This is a genomic window from Ralstonia chuxiongensis (assembly GCF_024158925.1).
In the GTDB taxonomy this organism is placed as follows: Bacteria; Pseudomonadota; Gammaproteobacteria; order Burkholderiales; family Burkholderiaceae; genus Ralstonia; species Ralstonia chuxiongensis.
The window spans coordinates 165806-186117 of the sequence record NZ_JAMYWC010000004.1; the positions used below are offsets into that span (position 1 = coordinate 165806).

Below are 20312 nucleotides of genomic sequence, written 5' to 3' on the forward strand. Positions count from 1 at the left end.
TTCCGAAAATCTACAACGACAACGGATCCCACATCGACATGAGCCAAACCACCTCCGCCGCATTCTCTGCGGACGCCGCCGGGGCACCCGACCCGACCCTCTGGAACGAAGACCTCAACCCCACCCCGCAAGCTGCCCGCACCTGGACGGCGACCAACTACGCCGCGCTGTGGGTATCGATGGTGGTGTCGGTGCCGGCCTACATGCTGGCATCGGGCCTGATGAGCGAGGGCATGAACTGGTGGCAGGCCGTGCTGACGGTGTTCCTCGGCAACCTGATCGTGCTCGTGCCGATGGTGCTGGTGGGCCACGCTGGTACCAAGTACGGCATACCCTTCCCTGTGCTGGTGCGGGCGTCGTTCGGCGTGCGCGGCGCGCAGTTGCCGGCCATTCTGCGAGCGATCGTGGCGTGCGGCTGGTTCGGCATCCAGACGTGGCTGGGCAGTCAGGCGATCTACACGATCCTCAACGTGGTCACCGACAACATGCTGGTGGGCAGCAACATTCCGGGGCTGGGTATCAACCCGGGCCAGGGATTCTGCTTCCTGCTGTTCTGGGCGCTGCATATCTGGCTGATCACCAAGGGGCTCGAATCGATCAAGCGCTTCCAGGCGCTGGCCACCCCGCTGCTGATCCTGGCCGCGCTGGGCCTGGTCTGGTGGGCGTATATCAATGCGGGCGGCTTTGGACCGATGCTGTCGGCGCCGTCGGCTTTCTCGGCGGGCGGCAAGCGCGCCGGCGAGTTCTGGGGCTTCTTCTGGCCGTCGCTCACCGCCATGGTCGGCTACTGGGCCACGCTGGCGCTGAACATTCCCGATTTCACCCGCTTCGCGCGCAGCCAGCGCGATCAGCTTGTCGGGCAGGCCATCGGGCTTCCCCTGCCGATGGGCTTGCTGGCGCTGGTGGCCGTGCTCGTCACGTCGTCCACGGTGGTCATCTACGGCCAGGCGATCTGGGATCCGGTCACCCTGGCCGGCAAGATGACGGGCCCGTCGGTCATCGTGGCCCTGCTGGCACTGATCACCGCCACGCTGATGACGAACATCGCCGCCAACGTGGTGTCGCCGGCGTATGACTTCTCGAACCTGGCGCCGCATCGCATCTCGTTCCGCATCGGCGGCTACATCACGGCGGGCATCGGCCTGGCGATGATGCCGTGGAAGATCCTGGAAACCACCAAGGGCTACATCTTCACGTGGCTGGTCGGCTACGGCGCACTGCTGGGCCCCGTGGCCGGGATCATGATGGTCGACTATTTCCTGGTGCGCCACACAGTGCTCAAGACCGGCGATCTGTTCCGCATGGACGGCCCTTATGGTTACGGCAACGGCTGGAACGGCCGCGCCATCGTCGCGCTCGTGATTGGTGTGCTGCCCAATCTGCCGGGCTTCTTCAAGCAGGCCGGGTTCGTCGCCAGCGTGCCGGGCGTGTTCGAAGCGCTGTACACGTATGCATGGTTCGTGGGCCTCGCAATTTCGGCCGTGGTGTATGTGATCCTGATGCGTGGGCGGCGCTGAGCGCCTCCACAATCGGCACGGGGCGCGCCGGTACAATGCGCCCCATCTGAGAATTCCTTGCCGCCATGAAACAAGATCCGCGCTTTCCGAACCTGTTCATCCTCAATCACCCGCTGATCCAGCACAAGCTCACGCACATGCGCGACAAGGACACGTCCACGCGCACGTTCCGCGAGCTGCTGCGCGAGATTACGCTGCTGATGGGCTACGAGATCACGCGCAACCTGCCGCTGACCAGCCGCCACATCGACACGCCGATGGGCCCGATGGAAGCGCCCGTCATCGCCGGCCGCAAGCTGGCCGTGGTGCCCGTGCTGCGCGCAGGCGTGGGCATGAGCGACGGGCTGGTGGAATTGATTCCGTCGGCACGCATCGGCCATATCGGCGTGTACCGCGACGAGCAACACCGCCCGGTGGAATACCTCGTGCGCTTGCCGGACCTGGAGGACCGCACCTTCATCCTGTGCGATCCGATGGTCGCCACCGGCTACTCGGCCGTACACGCCGTCGACGTGATGAAGAAGCGCGGCGTGCCCGACGAGAGCATCCTGTTCCTGGCGCTCGTGGCGGCGCCCGAAGGCGTGGAGGTGTTCCAGCAGGCGCATCCGGGCGTGAAGCTGTTCGTCGCGTCGCTCGATTCGCACCTGGATGAAAACGCCTACATCATCCCGGGCCTGGGCGATGCGGGCGACCGCCTGTTTGGCACGAAGAACTGATCGCACGCTGCCAGCGCAAACAAAAACAGCCGGCAATGCCGGCTGTTGTCTTTGGTGCGTCGGACACGCTCAGCGCTTCTTCGATCCGCCCAGAATGCTGCCCAGCACGCCGCGCACGATTTCGCGCCCGACGGTCGAACCGATGGTGCGCATAGTCGACTTGGCCAACGTTTCGACAATCGAATCGCCACGGCCGCTGCGGCCCGTACCCTTCGTCAGGATTGCGCCGACATCGCCAAGCCATCCGCCGCTCTCCTGTTGTGCAGGCGCAGGCGCCGGTGCGGGCACTGAACCTGTCGATGCACCGAAATCCGTGCCGATGGAACCCGGCGCCGGCGCAGATGCCGGCCCGCCCTTTGCCACGCGGCCGCTCAAGATCTCGTACGCCGATTCGCGATCGATTGCCTGGTCATAGCGTCCGGCCACCAGCGAATTGGTCATCAGCTCGCGGCGCTCGTCGTCCGAGATCGGGCCGATGCGCGATGCGGGCGGCACGACAAACGCACGCTGCGTAATCTCCGGGCGGCCGCCCTCATCCAGCATGGAGATCAGCGCCTCGCCCACGGCCAATTCGCCAATGGCCTCTTCGATGCTGAATTCCGGATTTGCTCGCATCGTGGTGGCCGCTGCCTTCACGGCTTTCTGATCGCGCGGCGTGAAGGCCCGCAACGCGTGCTGCACGCGGTTGCCGAGCTGGCCAAGCACCGTGTCCGGCACGTCGGCGGGGTTCTGCGTCACGAAGTACACGCCTACGCCCTTGGAGCGGATCAGCCGCACCACCTGTTCCACCTTCTGCAGCAGGGACGGCGGTGCGTCATTGAACAGCAGATGCGCCTCGTCAAAGAAGAAAGCGAGTTTGGGCTTGTCCACGTCGCCCACCTCGGGCAGATGCTCGAACAACTCGGAGAGCATCCACAGCAGGAACGTCGCGTACAACTTGGGCGCGTTGAGCAACTTGTCGGCCGCCAGGATGTTGATCACGCCCTGGCCGCGCACGGTCTGCATCAGGTCATTGATGTCGAGCATGGGCTCGCCGAAGAACTGGTCGGCGCCCTGCTCTTCCAGCGCGATCAGGTTGCGCTGGATGGCCCCGATGCTGGCCGACGAGATGTTCCCGTACTTGTTCGTGTAGTCCGACGAATGCTCGCCAACGTGCTGGAGCATCGCACGCAGGTCTTTCATGTCAAGCAGCGCAAGGCCTGAGTCGTCCGCAATCTTGAAGACGAGGTTCAGCACGCCGGTCTGGATGTCGTTCAGCTCCAGCATGCGCGAGAGCATCAGCGGGCCCATGTCGGACACGGTGGCGCGCACGGGGTGGCCACGCTCGCCGTACACATCCCACAACGTGACGGGGCAGCTGGCCCATTGCGGCTCTTCCAGACCGCGTTCCTGCAGGCGGGCCTTCAGCTTGTCGTTGGGCTGACCGACTTGCGAAATGCCGGTCAGATCACCTTTTACGTCGGCCAAAAAAACCGGTACGCCGATCTTCGACAGGCCCTGGGCGATCGTTTGCAGGGTGACGGTCTTGCCGGTGCCGGTGGCGCCGGTGATCAAGCCATGCCGGTTGGCGAGCTGGGGCAGCAGCACCAACTCCGCTTTGGCGTTCTTGGCAATCAGGATGGGATCGGTCATGGCGTTTGGACGAGGATCAATCTGGGGGGGATGACACACCAGCAAGTCGACCGGATGGACGGGGCGGCGGGCGTGTGCAGCATGCTAAAATCCGCGACCGATTATAGAGCGTGCAGGTGGCGTCAAACCGCCATCTGAGCGCCAGATCCCACCGCATTCCGCTCGGAGAGTTTCATGGCCGGTCATTCCAAATGGGCCAATATCAAGCATAAGAAAGCCGCTGCAGACGCCAAGCGCGGCAAAGTTTGGACGCGCCTGATCAAGGAAATCACCGTGGCGGCCCGTCTGGGCGGCGGCGATGCCGACTCCAACCCGCGTCTGCGCCTGGCCATGGACAAGGCCACCGACGCGAATATGCCCAAGGACAACATCAACCGCGCCATCCAGCGCGGCGTGGGTGGGCTGGAAGGCGCGAACTACGAAGAAATCCGCTACGAAGGCTACGGCATCAACGGCGCAGCCATAATCGTCGACTGCTTGACCGACAACCGCACGCGCACCGTGGCTGAAGTCCGCCACGGGTTCGACAAGTACGGCGGCAACATGGGCACATCGGGATCCGTCGCGTTCCTGTTCGACCACATCGGTCAGTTCATCTACGCGCCGGGCACGCCGGAAGACAAGCTGATGGACGCCGCGCTGGAAGCCGGCGCCGACGATGTCGTCACCCATGAAGACGGCTCGCTCGAAGTCATCTGCCCGCCCCACGATTTCACCAAGGTCAAGACCGCGCTCGAAGCTGCCGGCTTCAAGGCGGAACTGGCCGAAGTCATCATGAAGCCGCAGACCGAAGTCGAGTTCACCGGCGAAGACGCGGTCAAGATGCAGAAGCTGCTCGACGTCCTGGAAAACCTGGACGACGTGCAGGAAGTCTTCACCAACGCGGTCATCGGAGAGTAAGTCCCGGACACGCGCATAACGGCGATCGACCTCACGATCGCCGTTTTTGTTTTCCAGATTTCGATTTTTTGAGTAGGTACAGCATGAAAGTGATGGTGGTCGGTTCGGGCGGTCGAGAGCACGCCCTGGCATGGAAGCTGGCACGCTCGCCCAAGGTGCAGGTGGTATACGTGGCCCCCGGCAACGGCGGCACGGCGCTCGACAAGCGCCTGCAGAACCTCCCGATCACGGATCCGGAAGTGCTGGCCGCCTTTGCCGAGCGCGAAGGCATCCACTTCACGGTGGTCGGGCCGGAGGCACCGCTGGCCGCCGGCATCGTCGACCTGTTCCGCGCCAAAGGCTTGCGCATCTTCGGGCCGACCAAGGCCGCCGCGCAGCTTGAATCGTCGAAGGATTTCGCCAAGGCGTTCATGCACCGCCACGGCATTCCGACCGCCAAGTACCAGACCTTTAGCGATGCTGCGCAGGCACATGCGTACATTGACCAGGAAGGCGCCCCGATCGTCATCAAGGCCGATGGCCTGGCCGCCGGCAAGGGCGTGGTCGTGGCAATGACCGCCGAAGAAGCGCACAACGCCATCGACATGATGCTGGCCGACAACCGCCTGGGTGACGCCGGTGCACGCGTTGTGATCGAAGAATTCCTCGCCGGCGAAGAGGCCAGCTTCATCGTGGTGTGCGACGGTAAGAACGTCGTGGCGCTGGCCACCAGCCAGGACCACAAGCGTCTGCTCGACGGCGACGCCGGCCCCAACACGGGCGGCATGGGCGCCTACTCGCCCGCGCCGGTGGTCACGCCCACGCTGCACGCCCGCGCGCTGCGCGAGATCATCATGCCGACCATCCGCGGCATGGAGAAGGACGGCATTCCGTACACCGGTTTCCTGTATGCCGGCCTGATGATCGACGCGGAAGGCAACCCCAAGACGCTCGAATTCAACTGCCGCATGGGCGATCCGGAAACGCAGCCCATCATGGCACGCATGAAGACCGACCTGTACGACGTGCTCGACCGCGCCATCGACGGCAAACTCGACGGCATGGAGCTGGACTGGGACCGCCGCACCGCGCTGGGCGTGGTCATGGCCGCGCACAATTACCCGGACACGCCGCGCAAGGGCGACGTCATCACCGGCATCCCGAAGGAAACGGAAGACAGCGTCACCTTCCACGCTGGCACCACACTCAAGGACGGCGTGTTGACCACCAACGGCGGCCGTGTGCTGTGCGTGGTTGGCCTGGCCGATACCGTCAAAGCGGCCCAGCGTGCGGCATACAACGCCATCGAGCAGATCCACTTTGACGGTGCCCAGTACCGGACCGATATCGGCCATCGCGCCATCCGCCATTGAGCGATAGCCGGCCGCGCTGATGCCCCACCATGGGGCAGGCGCGGCATCCGTCACCCCGGGTGATCCCCGACTTGCCCCGGCTGCCCGCCCGCTACAATGGTGACAACCGTATGACTCGGCCTGACTCGACCCTTCGAGCGGCCCCTTCTGATCGCATGGATACCCAAGCCGTCCGCGCCTACCTGCTGGACCTGCAGGACCGCATCACCACTGCCGCCAGCACCCTGGACGGCGGCACGTTCGTCACCGACGCATGGGAGAAGCCGCCCACCGAGCGCCTGCGCGGCAGCGGTCGCACTCGCATTCTGGAAGGCGGCGCGCTGCTTGAGCGCGGGGGCGTCGGTTTTTCGCACGTGATGGGCGACACCCTGCCACCGTCGGCCACCGCCAACCGGCCGGAGTTGGCGGGGCGCGGTTTCGAGGCAATGGGCGTGTCGCTGGTCTTCCACCCGCGCAATCCCTACGTGCCGACGGTGCATATGAATGTGCGCTGCTTCGTCGCCGTGCGCCCTGACGCCGAGCCCGTCTGGTGGTTCGGTGGCGGCATGGATCTCACGCCTTACTACGGCTTCACCGAAGACGCCTCACACTTCCACCGCACCTGTCAGGGCGCCCTGGCCCCCTACGGCGACGAGCTGTACCCGCGCTTCAAGCAATGGTGCGACGATTATTTCTATCTGAAACACCGCAAGGAAGCGCGCGGCGTCGGCGGCATCTTCTTCGACGACTTTGCGGAGCTCGGCTTTGATCGCAGCTTCGAAATGATGCGCTCGGTTGGCGATGCCTTCCTGCCCGCCTGGCTGCCCATCGCTGAACAACGCCACGCCACGCCCTACGGTGAGCGCGAGCGCGCCTTCCAAGCCTATCGCCGTGGCCGCTATGTCGAGTTCAATCTGGTATTCGACCGCGGCACACTGTTTGGCCTGCAAAGCGGCGGCCGTGCGGAATCGATCCTGATGTCGATGCCGCCGGTGGCCAACTGGCGCTACGACTGGCAGCCGGAACCGGGTTCACCGGAGGCCGCGCTGTACACCGATTTCCTGCCGGCGCGCGATTGGGTATGACGCTTCCCACGTTCGTGCGCCCCGATCTCGATCGCCCCTATCGGCTTGGCTTGCTGGGTGGCACGTTCGATCCGCCGCACGTTGGCCACATCGCCCTGGCCGAGCTCTGCATTGCCCGCCTCGACCTGGATGAGCTGCTGTGGATTCCGACCGGCGTGTCCTGGCAGAAAGCCGCTGACATCACGCCTGCCCCGCTGCGCTTTGCCATGACCGAACTGGCCGCCAAGGCGGTACAAGGTGGCCGCACCCGTGTCCACGCGAGCAGCATGGAAGTCGACCGCCACGGGCCCAGCTACACCATCGACACCGTGCGTGAATTGCGCGGCGTCTACGGCCCGGATACCTCCATGGCGTGGCTTATGGGCGCCGACCAGCTCGTCGGCCTGGACACCTGGCACGGCTGGCAGGACCTGTTCGAATACGTCCACCTGTGCGTCGCCACGCGCCCCGGTTTCGACCTGCAGGCGCTGCATGCGCCGGTGCAGCGCGAACTCGATGTGCGCCGGGGCGACACGGCATTGATACAATGCGCACCCGCAGGCCATATGTGGATCGACCAGACCCTGGCTGTCGACCTGTCATCCACCCGCCTGCGCCGGCAGCTTGCCACCGGCGCGCGCTGCGACGCCGACCTGCCCGCCGGCGTGGCCGACCTGATCCAATCGCATTCGCTGTACCGCCGTGCCAATGGCACGGTCAGTGCTTGACCGCGTGATTGACCGCATTCACGCGCTTTTTTTCGACCTTTTTTCTCGCCTTTTAAACGTTCTTCTCACTCAGTATGGATATTCGCAAACTACAACGCGTGATCGTCGACGCGCTCGAAGACGTCAAGGCGCAAGACATCAAGGTCTTCAATACGACCCACCTGACCGAACTGTTCGACCGCACGGTCATCGCCAGCGGCACGTCTAACCGCCAAACCAAAGCTCTGGCCGCATCGGTGCGTGACGCCGTCAAGGAAGCCGGCGGCCATGTCATCGCCGTGGAAGGCGAAGACGTAGGCGAATGGGTGCTGGTCGACTGCGGCGACGCCGTGGTCCACATCATGCAGCCGCAGCTGCGCCAGTACTACAACCTCGAAGAGATTTGGGGCGACAAGCCGGTGCGCATCGAACTGGGCGGCACCGGCAAGCGCGGTCTGCCCAAGGCCAGCGAAGGTTACGACGACGAGGAAGACGAGGCCGAAGAGGTCACGCCGGCCAAGCGCCGCACCACCAAGCCGAAGCTGGCAGGCGAGCGCCCGACCAAGGCCGCAGCACCGGCCAAGAAGGCTCCCGCCAAGACAGCCGCCAAGAAGCCGGCCACCAAGCGCGCATCCGGTACCGGCAAGACCGTCACCAAGACCGCCGCAAAAACGGCGACCAAGACGGCAGCCAAGCGCGCTCCGGCCAAGAAACGCGCAGCGTAACGTCGAGCGCGCAGTCTCGCCATGCAGTTGCTGATCGTTGCCGTCGGGCACAAGATGCCGTCCTGGATCGAGGACGGCTTCTCTGAATATGCCAAGCGCATGCCGCCCGAACTGCGCATCGAACTGCGCGAAATCAAGCCCGAGCAGCGCTCCGGCAGCCGCACCGCCGCCACCGTCATGCAGCTTGAAGCAGCGCGCATTGAAGCCGCGCTGCCCAAGGGCTGCCGCATGATCGCGCTGGATGAGCGCGGCAAAGACCTCACCACCGTTGCACTGGCTGAATCCCTCACCGGATGGCAGCAGGAAGGCGGCGACATCGCCTTCGTGATCGGCGGCGCGGACGGGCTAGACCCAGCGCTCAAGGCCAAGGCTCGCATGCTGATCCGCCTGTCGAGCCTGACGCTGCCGCACGGCATGGTCCGCGTGCTGCTGGCCGAGCAGCTCTACCGCGCGTGGAGCATCACGCAGAACCACCCGTACCACCGCGTATGACCATGGATGCACACGGCGCGCCGCACCTCTATCTCGCTTCGCAAAGCCCGCGCCGGCAGGAACTGTTGCGCCAGATCGGCGCGCGCTTCGAGTTGCTGCTGGCCGGCGACAATGAAGATGCCGAAGCGCTGGAAGCCGTGCTCCCCGGCGAGACGCCCGATGACTACGTCCAACGTGTCTGCGCATTGAAAGCACAGGCCGCTGTACGCCGCCGCATCGCACGCAAGCTCCCGGCCCTGCCGATCCTCACATCCGACACCACGGTATGCCTGGGCGGCGAGATCCTCGGCAAACCGACCGACGCCGCCGATGCCCACCGCATGCTGCGCGCCATGTCCGGCCGCGAACATCGCGTGCTGACCGCCGTGACGGTCGTCACCGCCAGCGGCACGCCGATGCACGCGCTGTCCATTTCCGACGTGCGCTTTGCCGTATTGACGGACACCGACATTGCCCGCTACATCGCCAGCGGCGAGCCCTTTGGCAAAGCCGGCGCGTACGGCATCCAGGGTCGCGCTGCCGCCTTTGTCGCCCATATTTCGGGAAGCTATTCGGGTATCATGGGGCTACCCTTGTTCGAGACCGCCGCACTGCTCGCACAGGCGAGCATCACGCTGTAACTCGCCCCTGACCGGCCGCTGAAGCGCGCACCGGACAGCGTGCGAGGGCCGGTTTCAAGACACGCTTCGGGCGCACACGATCAAGCCCGGAGGCGGGTTCTGAAACCCGCTCTCCTGGTACCTCTCCATGTCCGAAGACATCCTCGTCAATATCACGCCGCAAGAAACGCGCGTGGCCATCGTCCAGCAAGCCGCCGTTCAAGAACTTCACATCGAGCGCACGCTGACGCGCGGCTTGGTCGGCAACATTTACCTTGGCAAGGTGGTGCGCGTGCTGCCCGGCATGCAGTCGGCCTTCATCGACATCGGGCTCGAGCGTGCGGCGTTTTTGCATGTGGCCGACATCTGGCACCCGCGTGACGCCAAGGACGCGCCGCCCACACCGCAGGTCGCCATCGAGAAGACGCTCTTCGAGGGCCAGGCGCTGATGGTGCAGGTCATCAAAGACCCGATCGGCACCAAGGGGGCGCGCTTGTCCACGCAGGTCAGCATTGCCGGCCGCACGCTGGTGTATCTGCCCCAAGACCCGCACATCGGGATTTCGCAGAAGATCGGTAACGAGGCTGAGCGCGAAGCGCTGCGCACGCGCGTGACCGCCATGGTGCCCACTGAGGAACGCGGTGGCTTCATCGTGCGCACCATCGCCGAAGAGTCGACCGACGAAGAGCTTGCCAACGACGTTGCTTACTTGCGCAAGATCTGGGCGACCATCCGTCATAACGCGACCACCCTGCCCGCCCCGTCGATCCTTTACCAGGACCTGAACCTCGCCCAGCGCGTGCTGCGCGATTTCGTGACGGACGAAACGCGCAGCATCCAGGTCGATTCGCGCGAGAACCATCAGAAGCTTGTCGAGTTTGCGCGAGAGTACACGCCGGCCGTGGTCGAGCGCCTGACGCATTACACCGGCGAACGACCGATCTTCGATCTGTACAACATCGAGGCGGAGGTTGAGCGCGCGCTGTCGCGCCGGGTCGACCTGAAATCAGGCGGCTACCTGATGATCGACCAGACCGAGGCGATGACGACCATCGACGTCAACACCGGCGGTTACGTGGGCGCACGCAACTTCGACGACACGATCTTCAAGACCAACCTGGAAGCGGCCCACACCATCGCGCGGCAACTGCGGCTGCGCAACCTGGGCGGCATCATCATCATCGACTTCATCGATATGGAGTCGGCCGAGCATCGCGACGCGGTTCTGGCGGAACTGCGCAAGGCGCTGTCACGCGACCGCACGCGCATCACCGTCAACAGCTTCTCGCAGCTTGGGCTGGTGGAGATGACGCGCAAGCGCACGCGCGAATCGCTGGCACATGTGCTGTGCGAGCAGTGCCCGGTGTGCCAGGGCAAGGGGCAGGTAAAGACGCCGCGCACCGTGTGCTACGACATCCTGCGCGAGATCATGCGCGAGTCGCGGCAGTTCAATCCGCGCGAATTCCGCATCCTTGCTTCGCAATCGGTGATTGATCTGTTCCTGGAAGAAGAAAGCCAGCACCTTGCGATGCTGGGCGATTTCATCGGCAAGCCGATTTCGCTGCAGGTGGAATCGTCGGCGGCCAGCCAGGAGCAGTACGACATCATCCTGATGTAGCACTGCTCCCAGCGCGGCAGCTACGGTTTGACCGGGCTGCCGTGCGAAACCGGCGCCGCTGCCATGGATGCTCGCGCACGCTCGGTCAGACGCGGAATCTGCTCGCGCATGGCGAGCAGCGCGGCTAACACCACCAACATCACAATTCCGAGCATTGCCAGATAGGCCACCGACCCGCCGGCGGTGATAACCATGGCACCGGCAAACGCGCTGAGAATCGCGCCCAGCCGTCCGAACGCCACCGCCGATGCGGTGCCCGTTGCGCGCACCGCCGTTGGATAAACGTAGGCACACAGCGCATACATCGTCGATTGCACAGCGTTGACGAACAGCCCGTGCAGCCCAAGCCCGACGATCAGCAGGTTCGTGTTCAGCTTGGCGTCGACGCCTTGCAACGCAAAAGCGCTTGCGGCCGCGCCTACGCAACACAGCGCCATTGGCCAACGCGAACCCCATCGTGCGATCGTCACCGCGCAGACCAACGCGCCGATCACCCCGCCAAGGTTGTACGCCGTGAGCCCCGAGCCCGCCACGCTCACGCTCAAGCCTTCTGAAGCAAGCATCGTCGGCAGCCAGCTGAACGCTGCGTACACGGCAAGCAGACACATGAAGAAGGCCGCCCAAAGCGCCACCGTATCGCGCGCCTGCCCCGGGGAAAAAAGCGAGCGGAAGCTCGCGTGCTGAATGACCTTCTGACCCGCCACATCGGCAAACGCGGTATTGGCGGGCACATCGCGCCCCATCTTCGACAGCAGATGCGCCAGTTGCGGCCAGTGCGATTGACGACGCGCAAGGAAGCGCGGTGATTCTGGCAGGGCAGCCACCAACACAAATCCAAGCGCCAGCGGCAGTGCACCGCCAATCCAGAACAGCCCCCGCCAGCCATAGAGCGGCAGCACGTGGCCCGCAAACAGCCCTGCCAACATCCCGCCGAGTGGCACGCACACGATGGTGGCCGTCACCGCCAGCGTGCGGCGACGCGCAGGCGTGAATTCCGCCGTCATCGTCGTGGAGCTTGGCAGCGCGCCACCAATGCCCAGGCCGGCGATCAATCGCAGCGCGGCAATCGTCGCCACATTCGGTGCAAAACCGATCGAGCACGTCGCCACGCCAAACACGAACACGCTCCCGATCAACGCCCAGCGTCGCCCGAAGCGATCGGCAAACAGGCCCGCCAACGCGCTGCCCAGCCCCATGCCGACCAGGCCGGCGGCTACTGCCGGGGCGAACGCGTTGCGCGTGATACCCCACTCCTTGATGAGCACGGGAATGGCGAAGCCGATCAACTGGCCGTCAAAGCCGTCCATGACGATGGCGAAGGCCGCAAGCAGCACCGCCAACTTCTGCGCGAGGGAAAACGGCCCATCGTCGAGAACCGTGCCGATATCGATCGTGGTCTGGTTTCCGTTCATACCGGTCCCCGTTTGGACGCCGCGCTCGGCAATCTGGAATTGCACTTCATGTGGATGTCTCCGTTGAGGTGGCGTCTGCGCGCCATCGAATGAAACCCTGCGTATCTCGGCCTGCTAAGGCGCCTGCTGGTGCACGGTGCTCGCCTGCACCAAGCGCACCAATTGCATCAACGTCTCGGTGTGTGGCACAGGCACGCCATACCGGCGCGCCGTCGCCACCACGGCGCCGTTGATGGATTCGATCTCGGTCGGGCGTCCGGCCAGCACGTCCTGCAGCATCGACGGCTTGTGCCCCCGATGTGCGACGATGGCGAGCCGCACGTTGTCGTTCACCTTTGCGGCATCAACTGAAATGCCGCTGGCGCGCGCCACGGCCAGCACTTCGTCCACGATGTTCAGCGCCAACGTCGGGCCGTCTTCCACCGCGCCCAGCGCGTCCACGGACTGGTTCAGCACCGTGCACAGCGGATTGAGCGCGGCGTTGAAGGCGACTTTCTCCCACACGGCGCCCCATACGTTCGCATCTGCCTGGCAGTTCAGGCCGGCGGCGGATAGCGCATCCACCACACGTGCGAGCATCGGAGGCCGCTCGCCGTCTGCGCTCATCAGGCGGATCGCACCTGCGCCGTGTGAGCGCACGTGGCCTGGGCCAGCAAGGTCCGCCGGCCACGTGGTCACGCCAACGAAGATGCGCTCCGGCGGCACCACCGAAGCCAGCGCCTCCACGTTGCCCAGCCCGTTCTGCAGCGTCAGCACATGCGTTGCCGGGCCAAGCAGGTGACGCACGCTCGCGAGTGCCGCACGCGTGTGCATCGCCTTGGTGAAGACGATCAGCAAGTCAGGTACGTCCGTCGCATCGCCCGGACGCAGGGCCTGCAGGTTGCGGACGTGGCGATCGCCGCCATCGGTTTCCAGCCGCAAACCGTGCGCGGCAATCGCGTGCAGATGCGCGTCGTTGATGTCGAGCAGCGTGACATGCTGGTCGGCTTCGGCGAGCAGCCCGCCGAACAACGACCCCATCGCGCCCGCGCCGAGGATCGAGATCTTCATCGGCATCTCGGCTCAGAACGGGTAATGGCGCGGCGTGGTCTGCACCGTCATCCAGCGCAGCTCGGTGAACTCCGCCACACCGGCGCGGCCGCCAAAGCGCCCAAAGCCGCTCGCCTTGACGCCGCCGAACGGCATCTGCGCCTCGTCGTGCACGGTCGGGCCATTGATGTGGCAGATGCCGGATTCGATGCGGCGCGCGACGTTCATCGCGCGCGCCACATCGCGACTGAACACGGCGGACGACAGACCATATGCGTTGTCATTCGCACAGGCAACGGCGGCATCGTCGCCGCTCACACGCACGATGCCCTTGACGGGACCGAACGATTCTTCCGCGTAGATCAGCATATCGGGCGTGACGTGGTCGAGCAGCGTGGCGGGCATCAACGTGCTGGTGGCCTTGCCGCCGCACAGCAGCTTCGCGCCCTTGGCGAGTGCGTCGTCGATGAGGTGATTGCAGCGTTCGACCGTGCTCATGTCGACCACCGAGCCCAGCACCGCCGGCCCTTTGCGTGGATCGCCCAGCGGCAGCGCTGCGGCCTTGGCCGCCAGTTTGGTAACGAACACATCGGCGATGGATTCATCGACGATGATGCGCTCGGTGGACATGCAGATCTGGCCAGAATTGGCGAACGCACCGAAGGCCGTGCCATCGACGGCGGCGTCGATATCCGCATCCGACAGCACCAGCAGCGGCGCCTTGCCGCCCAGTTCCAGCACAACAGGTTTCAGATACGTCGCGCAGGTCTGCGCGATGATGCGGCCCACGCGCGTGGAGCCCGTAAAGTTGACGCGACGCACCGCCGGGTGCGCAATCATCGCCTCCACCACTGCGCCCGCGTCCGCCGGGGCATTCGTCACGAAATTCACGACGCCATTTGGCAAGCCCGCCTCCTGCAAGGCTTCGACGATGAGCCCGTGCGTGGCCGGCGAAATCTCGGAGCCCTTCAATACGACGGTGTTGCCGCACGCCAGTGGCAACGCAATCGCGCGCACCGCCAGGATGACCGGCGCATTCCACGGCGCAATACCCAGCACCACGCCGGCCGGCTGGCGCACGCCCATGGCGAGGCTACCCGGCACGTCGGACGGAATGATCTCGCCCGCAATCTGCGTGACCATGGCGGCGGCTTCCTGCAAACCGCTCGCAGCCAGATGCACGTTGAAGCCCGCCCACAGCGCGGAGGCTCCCGTTTCAGCAGCCATCGCGGCGGCGAAAGCCTTGCCCTTGGCTTCGAGCGCTTGCGCAGCACGCATCAGCAACGCGCGGCGCTCGCTCGGGCCGATGGCGGCCCAGGCCGGGAATGCTGCCGCTGCGGCATCAACAGCGCGACGCGCATCGTCCACGGTGGCGGCTGGCGCTCTCGTGGCCACGGTGCCGTCAAGCGGATTCCGCCGCTCGAACACCGCACCACTGGCAGCTTGCACGCGCTCGCCGTTGATGAGCATCGAGATGGTCTGCACCGCATCCGGCGGGGCAATGTTCGTATTCGTCATCAGGCGATCTCCACTTCAATCAAGGTTGGTCCGGCGGAATGCAGGGCCGTACGCAGTACGGCTTCCAGCGCATGCGGTTCGCTCACGCGCTCGCCTGTGCAGCCCATCGCGCGGGCCAGGCCGACAAAATCGATGCCGTGCAGATCCGTGCCTTGCACAGCGTCGGTCGGCGCAAAGCCGAACACCGGGGCGAAATCCTGCAGGGCAGCATAGCGGCGGTTGTTCAGGATCACGAATGTCATGGGCAACTTGAGCAGCGCAGCGCTCCACAGCGCCTGGATGGAATACATGCTCGATCCGTCGCCAATCAGACCAATCACGCGTGTGCCCGGTTTGGCGAGTGCCACGCCGACTGCCGCCGGCATGCCGTAGCCTAGTCCGCCGCTGTCCATGGTGTAGAAGGCGCCGGAGCGGCGCATCGGCAAGTAGGCCTGCATGGTCGAGCGTGCACTCGGAGCCTCTTCGACGACGCTGTCTGCCGGGCCGCGCACGGTATCGAGCGTCTGCAGAACAAAGGCGACCGACATGGGCGAGCCCGGCTCGGCTCGCGGCGATTTGACGCGTGGCGCGGGCAGCGGACGTGACGGTGGCGCTGCGCGGGCGAGCAGGTCCAGCACGCCCAGGCGAATGTTGCCAACGGCGGAAATGCCCTCCGGCGTCCAGGCAGCAGTCGCTGGATCGTCGATCAACTGCACGAGCTTTGCCCCGACCGGCACATGCGGCCCATGGCCTTCCACGTGGTACGTAAACGCCGGTGCGCCGAGCGCGAACACCACGTCGTGCCCTTGCAGCAGGCTGACGATCTTCTCGCGCATCGCGGGCAGGAAACCGGCGAAAAGGGGGTGGTCTTCGGGAAACGCGCCACGCCCGGCCATCGGCGCGGTGAACACGCGCGCGTTGTGGGTCTCGGCGAGTTGCACGACGGCGTCCCACGCGCCAGCGCGATCGACCGCGGCTCCGACCACGAACGCCGGCCGCTGCGCCGCGTCAAGCAAGTCGCCGATGCGCGCCAGCGTGACCGGATCGGGCCGCACCGCGGTGGCCACTTCGTGCACGGCGACGGGCTCTGTCGTCTGGTCCCAGTCATCCACGGGAATCGACACCAGCACCGGGCCCCGGGGCTCCTGCATGGCGAGGTGATACGCGCGGGCCAGCGCCAGCGGCACATCTTGCGCACGCGCGGGCTCGATGCTCCACTTCACGTACGGCTTGGGCAGCTCCGTCGCCTGGTTGGAAGCGAGGAACGGATCGAACGGCAGAATGGATCGCGCCTGCTGCCCAGCGGTAATCACGAGCGGCGTGCGGTTCTTGAAGGCTGTGAAGATGTTGCCCATGGCATTGCCGACACCGGCCGCCGAATGCAGGTTCACCAGCGCGGCATTGCCCGTTGCCTGCGCAAAGCCGTCCGCCATGCCGACCACCACGGCTTCCTGCAAACCCAGGATGTAGCGGAAATCCTCCGGAAAATCGCGAAACATCGGCAGCTCGGTCGAGCCCGGATTGCCGAACACGTGGGTCATGCCGAGCCGGCGCAGCAGGTCGATCGTGGCGTCGCGCACGGTGATCAGCGCGAGCGAAGTGCGGGTCATACAGGCAGTCCTCCTTGAAACAGGCTGCCAGTATGGAATCCGTAACGATTAACGCGATATTGAATTATTTCGCCAAAGTCATTACCTTTTAGCATGACTTTCGATCTACGCCAGTTACGCGCCTTTACCACCATCGTCTCCGCCGGCAGCCTTGGGCGTGCGGCGGAGGTTCTGCACGTCACGCAGCCGGCGCTCAGCCGCATCGTCAAGCGATTGGAAGACGAAGTGGGCGCGCCGCTGTTCGAGCGGCACTCCAAGGGAATGCAGCTCACCGCGATCGGGCAGGCACTCCTGCCGCACGCGTCGCTGCTGCAGCGCGAGGCCGATTACGCACAGGAAGAGATCGACGCGATGCGCGGGCTTGCCAAGGGCACGATCCGCGTGGGCGCAGTGGGCAGCATCGCAAGCTATGTCTTGCCGTTGGCCGTGGGCACTGTGGTAGCCCGCTGGCCAAACTTGCGCGTGGAGATACTGGAAGGCGTATGGGACCGGCTGGCCGAAGGACTGGTCAAGCACGAGATCGATCTCGCGCTGTCGATGGCGATGCCGGATACCGACGAAATCATCGCCATCGCGGATTGCCGCTGGGAGGATGCGAGTTTCGTGGTCGCGTCGCCGGAGCATTCGCTGCGCCATCGCCCTGGCCTGACATTGGCCGATACGCTGGATGCATTCTGGGCCGTTCCGCCGCGCGGCACCGGCCCGTACGAGCACATGCGTCAGATATTCGAGGCTGCCGGCTTGGGCTTGCCGAACATCGTGGTGGAAACGCGCTCGGTGACGGCACTCAAGAGCCTCGTGGCGCGCTCCGGATTCCTCAGCTGGATGGCAGAACCGATGATCGATGCGGAGCGCCGTGCCGGCGTGATCGAGCCACTGCCGATACCCGGCCTGGTCGCGCGCCGCACGCTCACGGCGTTCCGGCGCCGCCACGGCATCCTGCCGAGCCCCGCCGTCAAGCTGCTCGAAGCGCTGCGCGAGCTGACGGCGTAGGCCCTTTGCGCCCTATTTTTTCTCGCGCGGCAAGCGGCCGAGCAGGAAGAATTCGTCATTGGGCCGCATCGAAATCACATTCGCCATGCGGTTCGACAGGCCAAAGAAGGCGGTGATGCCGGTGATGTCCCAGATGTCCTCATCATCGAAGCCATGCGCGCGCAACGCTTCATAGTCGGCGTCATTGACGGTGTGCGAAGCAGTGCAGACCTTCATTGCGAAGTCGAGCATGGCGCGCTGGCGCGGCGTGATGTCGGCCTTGCGGTAATTGACGGCAACCTGGTCGGCCACCAACGGTTTCTTCTCGTAGATGCGCAGGATGGCGCCGTGCGCGACCACGCAATACAGGCATTGGTTGGCGGCGGAGGTGGCGACCACGATCATCTCGCGCTCGCCCTTGGTGAGGCTGCTGCCTTCTCGCAGCATCAGCGCATCGTGGTACGCGAAGAAGGCGCGGCATTCATCGGGCCGATGTGAGAGCGCCAAGAAGACGTTCGGCACAAAGCCGCTCTTCTCCTGCACTTCCAGGATGCGCGCACGGATGTCTTCGGGAATGTCGGCCAGTTCAGGAACGGGGAACCGGCTGATGGGCGGCGTGGTGGTCGTCACGATGTCTCCTTTGATGTGAGCATCTTGAGCACGCCGCCCGAAAGGCAAGGCTTACTGGGTAGCGAACTGGATGCGATGGAGTCCAGCATACAACCCATCGCGCTCGATGAGTTCGCGGTGCGTACCGGCTTCAGCAATCTTGCCGTGCTCCAGCACGATGATGCGGTCGGCGTTTTCAATGGTCGACAGACGGTGCGCGATCACCAGCGTTGTACGGCCTTCCATCAGCCGTTCGAGCGCGGCCTGCACTTGGCGTTCCGACTCCGAATCCAGCGCGGAAGTCGCTTCATCCAAGATCAGGATCGGCGCGTCTTTGTAGATCGCGCGGGCAATCGCCAGGCGCTGGCGCTGGCCACCGGACAGCTTCGAACCGTTATCGCCGACATTGGTATCGATGCCCTCGGGCAGGTTGTCGACCACATCGGTCAGGTAGGCCGCTTCCAGCGCACGGCGCACGCGGGCCATGTCGATCTCGGAGGCGTCACGCGCGCCATAGGCCACGTTAGCAGCGATGGTGTCGTTGAACAGCACCACGTCCTGGCTCACGAAAGCGATCTGACGGCGCAGGTCATACAGCGCCAGATCCGCCAGCGCATCGCCATCAAGCGAGATCGTGCCCGAGGTCGGATCGAAGAAACGCGGGAGCAGATTCACCAGCGTGGTCTTGCCGCTGCCCGACGGCCCGACCAGCGCGACGACCTCGCCCGGCTTGACGTGCAGATTCACGTTGTCGAGCGCCGCCCGACCATCTTCGCCATAGCGGAAGGTGACGTTGTCGAAGCGGACATCGCCGCGGGCACGATCGATCTTCTTGCCGCCTTCTTGCGGTTCGATCGGCGTGTCGATCAGGCCGAAGATGAACTCGGCGGCGGTCAGGCCGCGCTGCAGCGGCTGATTCACGTCGGTCAGGTGCTTGAGCGGCGAGATCAGCAGGAGCATCGCCATCACAAAGCCGGTAAAGCCGCCGACCGTGGTCTGATTGGCCTGCGCCTGCATCATGGCAATGGCCAGGATGATCGACAGCGCCAGCGCGGCCAGAAACTGCGTCACCGGCTGGTTCAGGCCACCAGCCACGGCCACGCGCATGGCGTAACCACGCAGACGATTCGTCATGGCATTGAAGCGCAGCGATTCATACGCTTCGCCGCCGTGCAGCTTGACGACCTTGTAACCGCCCACGGCCTCTTCCACCACATAGGCGGCCTGGTTGGTCAGGTTTTGGCTCTCGCGATTGAGCGAGCGCAGGCGGCGGTTGATACGCGACATCAGCAACCCGATGATCGGCAGGATCACCGCCACCACCAGCGTCAGGCGCCAGTTGGTATAGAAGAGGAAGATCAGCAGCGCCAGTACCGTCATTGAATCGCGCACCAGCGTGATGAACACGCCGGTCAGCACCTGCAGCACCTGGTTGACCTCAAAGATGACCGCGTTGATGATCGACGCCGCCGTATTGCGCTGATAGTACGAAGCCGGCGCCTGCAGCAGGCGCTCGAACATCTTCATCCGCAGATTCAGCAGCACCTTGTTCGACACGAGGCTCAGCAGATACGTCGACGCAAACTGCGCGATGCCGCGCACCACGGCAATGCCCACCAGCATGGCCGGCACCTGCCACAGCCTGCCGGCGTATTCACCGCCGAAGCCCTGATCCAGCAAATCCTTCACGACCTTGGGGATGATCCCCTCCGTGGCTGCCACCACGCCCATGGCAACCATTGCGAGGATGAAAGCGGTCAATTCGGGGCGCAGGTAGCCCCATAACCGCTTGAGCATCGGCTTGGCGGGGGCTGGGTGATCAGACTTTGCTTGTATACTCACGGCGTTTTCAAATGAGGGTGGGCAGCTTGCGTCGCATGGC

At 64.7% G+C, this 20312-nt stretch carries 18 protein-coding genes; 11 read left to right on the plus strand and 7 right to left on the minus strand.

What is annotated here, in order from left to right; translation table 11 throughout:
* Positions 1-38: 38 nt before the first annotated feature.
* Together NKG59_RS14245 and upp are read left to right on the plus strand one after the other, a co-directional pair.
* Positions 39-1517, plus strand: a complete 1479-nt coding sequence (locus tag NKG59_RS14245; protein ID WP_253537919.1) for an NCS1 family nucleobase:cation symporter-1 — start codon at positions 39-41, stop codon at positions 1515-1517.
* 65 nt (positions 1518-1582) lie between these two features.
* Positions 1583-2233, plus strand: a complete 651-nt coding sequence (upp, locus tag NKG59_RS14250) for a uracil phosphoribosyltransferase (RefSeq protein WP_024975200.1) — start codon at positions 1583-1585, stop codon at positions 2231-2233.
* Between the two features lie 69 nt (positions 2234-2302).
* Here the strand turns inward: upp and NKG59_RS14255 are convergent, their stop codons facing one another.
* Positions 2303-3865, minus strand: a complete 1563-nt coding sequence (locus NKG59_RS14255; protein WP_253537934.1) for a helicase HerA-like C-terminal domain-containing protein — start codon at positions 3863-3865, stop codon at positions 2303-2305.
* Between the two features lie 174 nt (positions 3866-4039).
* Here NKG59_RS14255 and NKG59_RS14260 point away from each other — a divergent pair, with 174 nt between their 5' ends.
* From NKG59_RS14260 to rng, 8 genes are all read left to right on the plus strand, one after another.
* Positions 4040-4765: a YebC/PmpR family DNA-binding transcriptional regulator gene (locus NKG59_RS14260; protein ID WP_253537937.1), complete on the plus strand. Its 726-nt coding sequence runs from the start codon at positions 4040-4042 to the stop codon at positions 4763-4765.
* 83 nt (positions 4766-4848) lie between these two features.
* Positions 4849-6117, plus strand: a complete 1269-nt coding sequence (purD, locus tag NKG59_RS14265; protein WP_253537939.1) for a phosphoribosylamine--glycine ligase — start codon at positions 4849-4851, stop codon at positions 6115-6117.
* 155 nt (positions 6118-6272) lie between these two features.
* On the plus strand, positions 6273-7181 hold the full coding sequence (gene hemF, locus NKG59_RS14270) for an oxygen-dependent coproporphyrinogen oxidase (RefSeq protein ID WP_253537943.1): 909 nt from the start codon (positions 6273-6275) through the stop codon (positions 7179-7181).
* The gene (locus NKG59_RS14275; protein ID WP_253537945.1) at positions 7178-7888 is read left to right on the plus strand and encodes a nicotinate-nucleotide adenylyltransferase; all 711 of its coding nucleotides are present in this window, start codon (positions 7178-7180) and stop codon (positions 7886-7888) included. Before hemF ends, NKG59_RS14275 begins: the two co-directional genes overlap by 4 nt.
* Before the next feature lie 74 nt (positions 7889-7962).
* A complete protein-coding gene (rsfS, locus tag NKG59_RS14280) occupies positions 7963-8592 on the plus strand; it encodes a ribosome silencing factor (protein WP_045206091.1) in 630 nt (209 codons plus the stop codon).
* Positions 8593-8613: 21 nt separating this feature from the next.
* Positions 8614-9084, plus strand: a complete 471-nt coding sequence (gene rlmH / locus NKG59_RS14285; RefSeq protein WP_021195091.1) for a 23S rRNA (pseudouridine(1915)-N(3))-methyltransferase RlmH — start codon at positions 8614-8616, stop codon at positions 9082-9084.
* The gene (locus NKG59_RS14290; protein WP_253537948.1) at positions 9081-9704 is read left to right on the plus strand and encodes a Maf family protein; all 624 of its coding nucleotides are present in this window, start codon (positions 9081-9083) and stop codon (positions 9702-9704) included. Before rlmH ends, NKG59_RS14290 begins: the two co-directional genes overlap by 4 nt.
* Positions 9705-9831: 127 nt before the next feature.
* Positions 9832-11301 (plus strand): ribonuclease G, encoded by a 1470-nt coding sequence (gene rng / locus NKG59_RS14295; protein WP_253537951.1) that lies wholly within the window; start codon positions 9832-9834, stop codon positions 11299-11301.
* Between the two features lie 20 nt (positions 11302-11321).
* Here rng and NKG59_RS14300 read toward each other — a convergent pair whose 3' ends face one another.
* From NKG59_RS14300 to mdlC, 4 genes are all read right to left on the minus strand, one after another.
* A complete protein-coding gene (locus NKG59_RS14300; RefSeq protein ID WP_253537954.1) occupies positions 11322-12713 on the minus strand; it encodes an MFS transporter in 1392 nt (463 codons plus the stop codon).
* Positions 12714-12827: 114 nt separating this feature from the next.
* Entirely contained in the window at positions 12828-13763 is a 936-nt protein-coding gene (locus tag NKG59_RS14305) for a ketopantoate reductase family protein (protein WP_253537957.1), read from the minus strand.
* Positions 13764-13775: 12 nt separating this feature from the next.
* Complete coding sequence (locus NKG59_RS14310) at positions 13776-15227, minus strand: aldehyde dehydrogenase (protein WP_253539088.1); 1452 nt, start codon at positions 15225-15227, stop codon at positions 13776-13778.
* 32 nt (positions 15228-15259) lie between these two features.
* The gene (mdlC, locus tag NKG59_RS14315) at positions 15260-16849 is read right to left on the minus strand and encodes a benzoylformate decarboxylase (RefSeq protein WP_253537960.1); all 1590 of its coding nucleotides are present in this window, start codon (positions 16847-16849) and stop codon (positions 15260-15262) included.
* A gap of 93 nt (positions 16850-16942) precedes the next feature.
* On the opposite strand from mdlC, the gene NKG59_RS14320 reads away from it, so the two are divergent.
* The gene (locus tag NKG59_RS14320; protein ID WP_253537964.1) at positions 16943-17842 is read left to right on the plus strand and encodes a LysR family transcriptional regulator; all 900 of its coding nucleotides are present in this window, start codon (positions 16943-16945) and stop codon (positions 17840-17842) included.
* 12 nt (positions 17843-17854) lie between these two features.
* Here NKG59_RS14320 and NKG59_RS14325 read toward each other — a convergent pair whose 3' ends face one another.
* Both NKG59_RS14325 and msbA read right to left on the minus strand, forming a co-directional pair.
* Positions 17855-18451 carry a peroxidase-related enzyme gene (locus NKG59_RS14325; RefSeq protein ID WP_024975185.1) on the minus strand — a complete coding sequence of 199 codons (597 nt, stop codon included), beginning with the start codon at positions 18449-18451 and terminating at the stop codon, positions 17855-17857.
* A gap of 51 nt (positions 18452-18502) precedes the next feature.
* A complete protein-coding gene (gene msbA / locus NKG59_RS14330; RefSeq protein ID WP_045206083.1) occupies positions 18503-20227 on the minus strand; it encodes a lipid A export permease/ATP-binding protein MsbA in 1725 nt (574 codons plus the stop codon).
* Positions 20228-20312 lie beyond the last annotated feature (85 nt).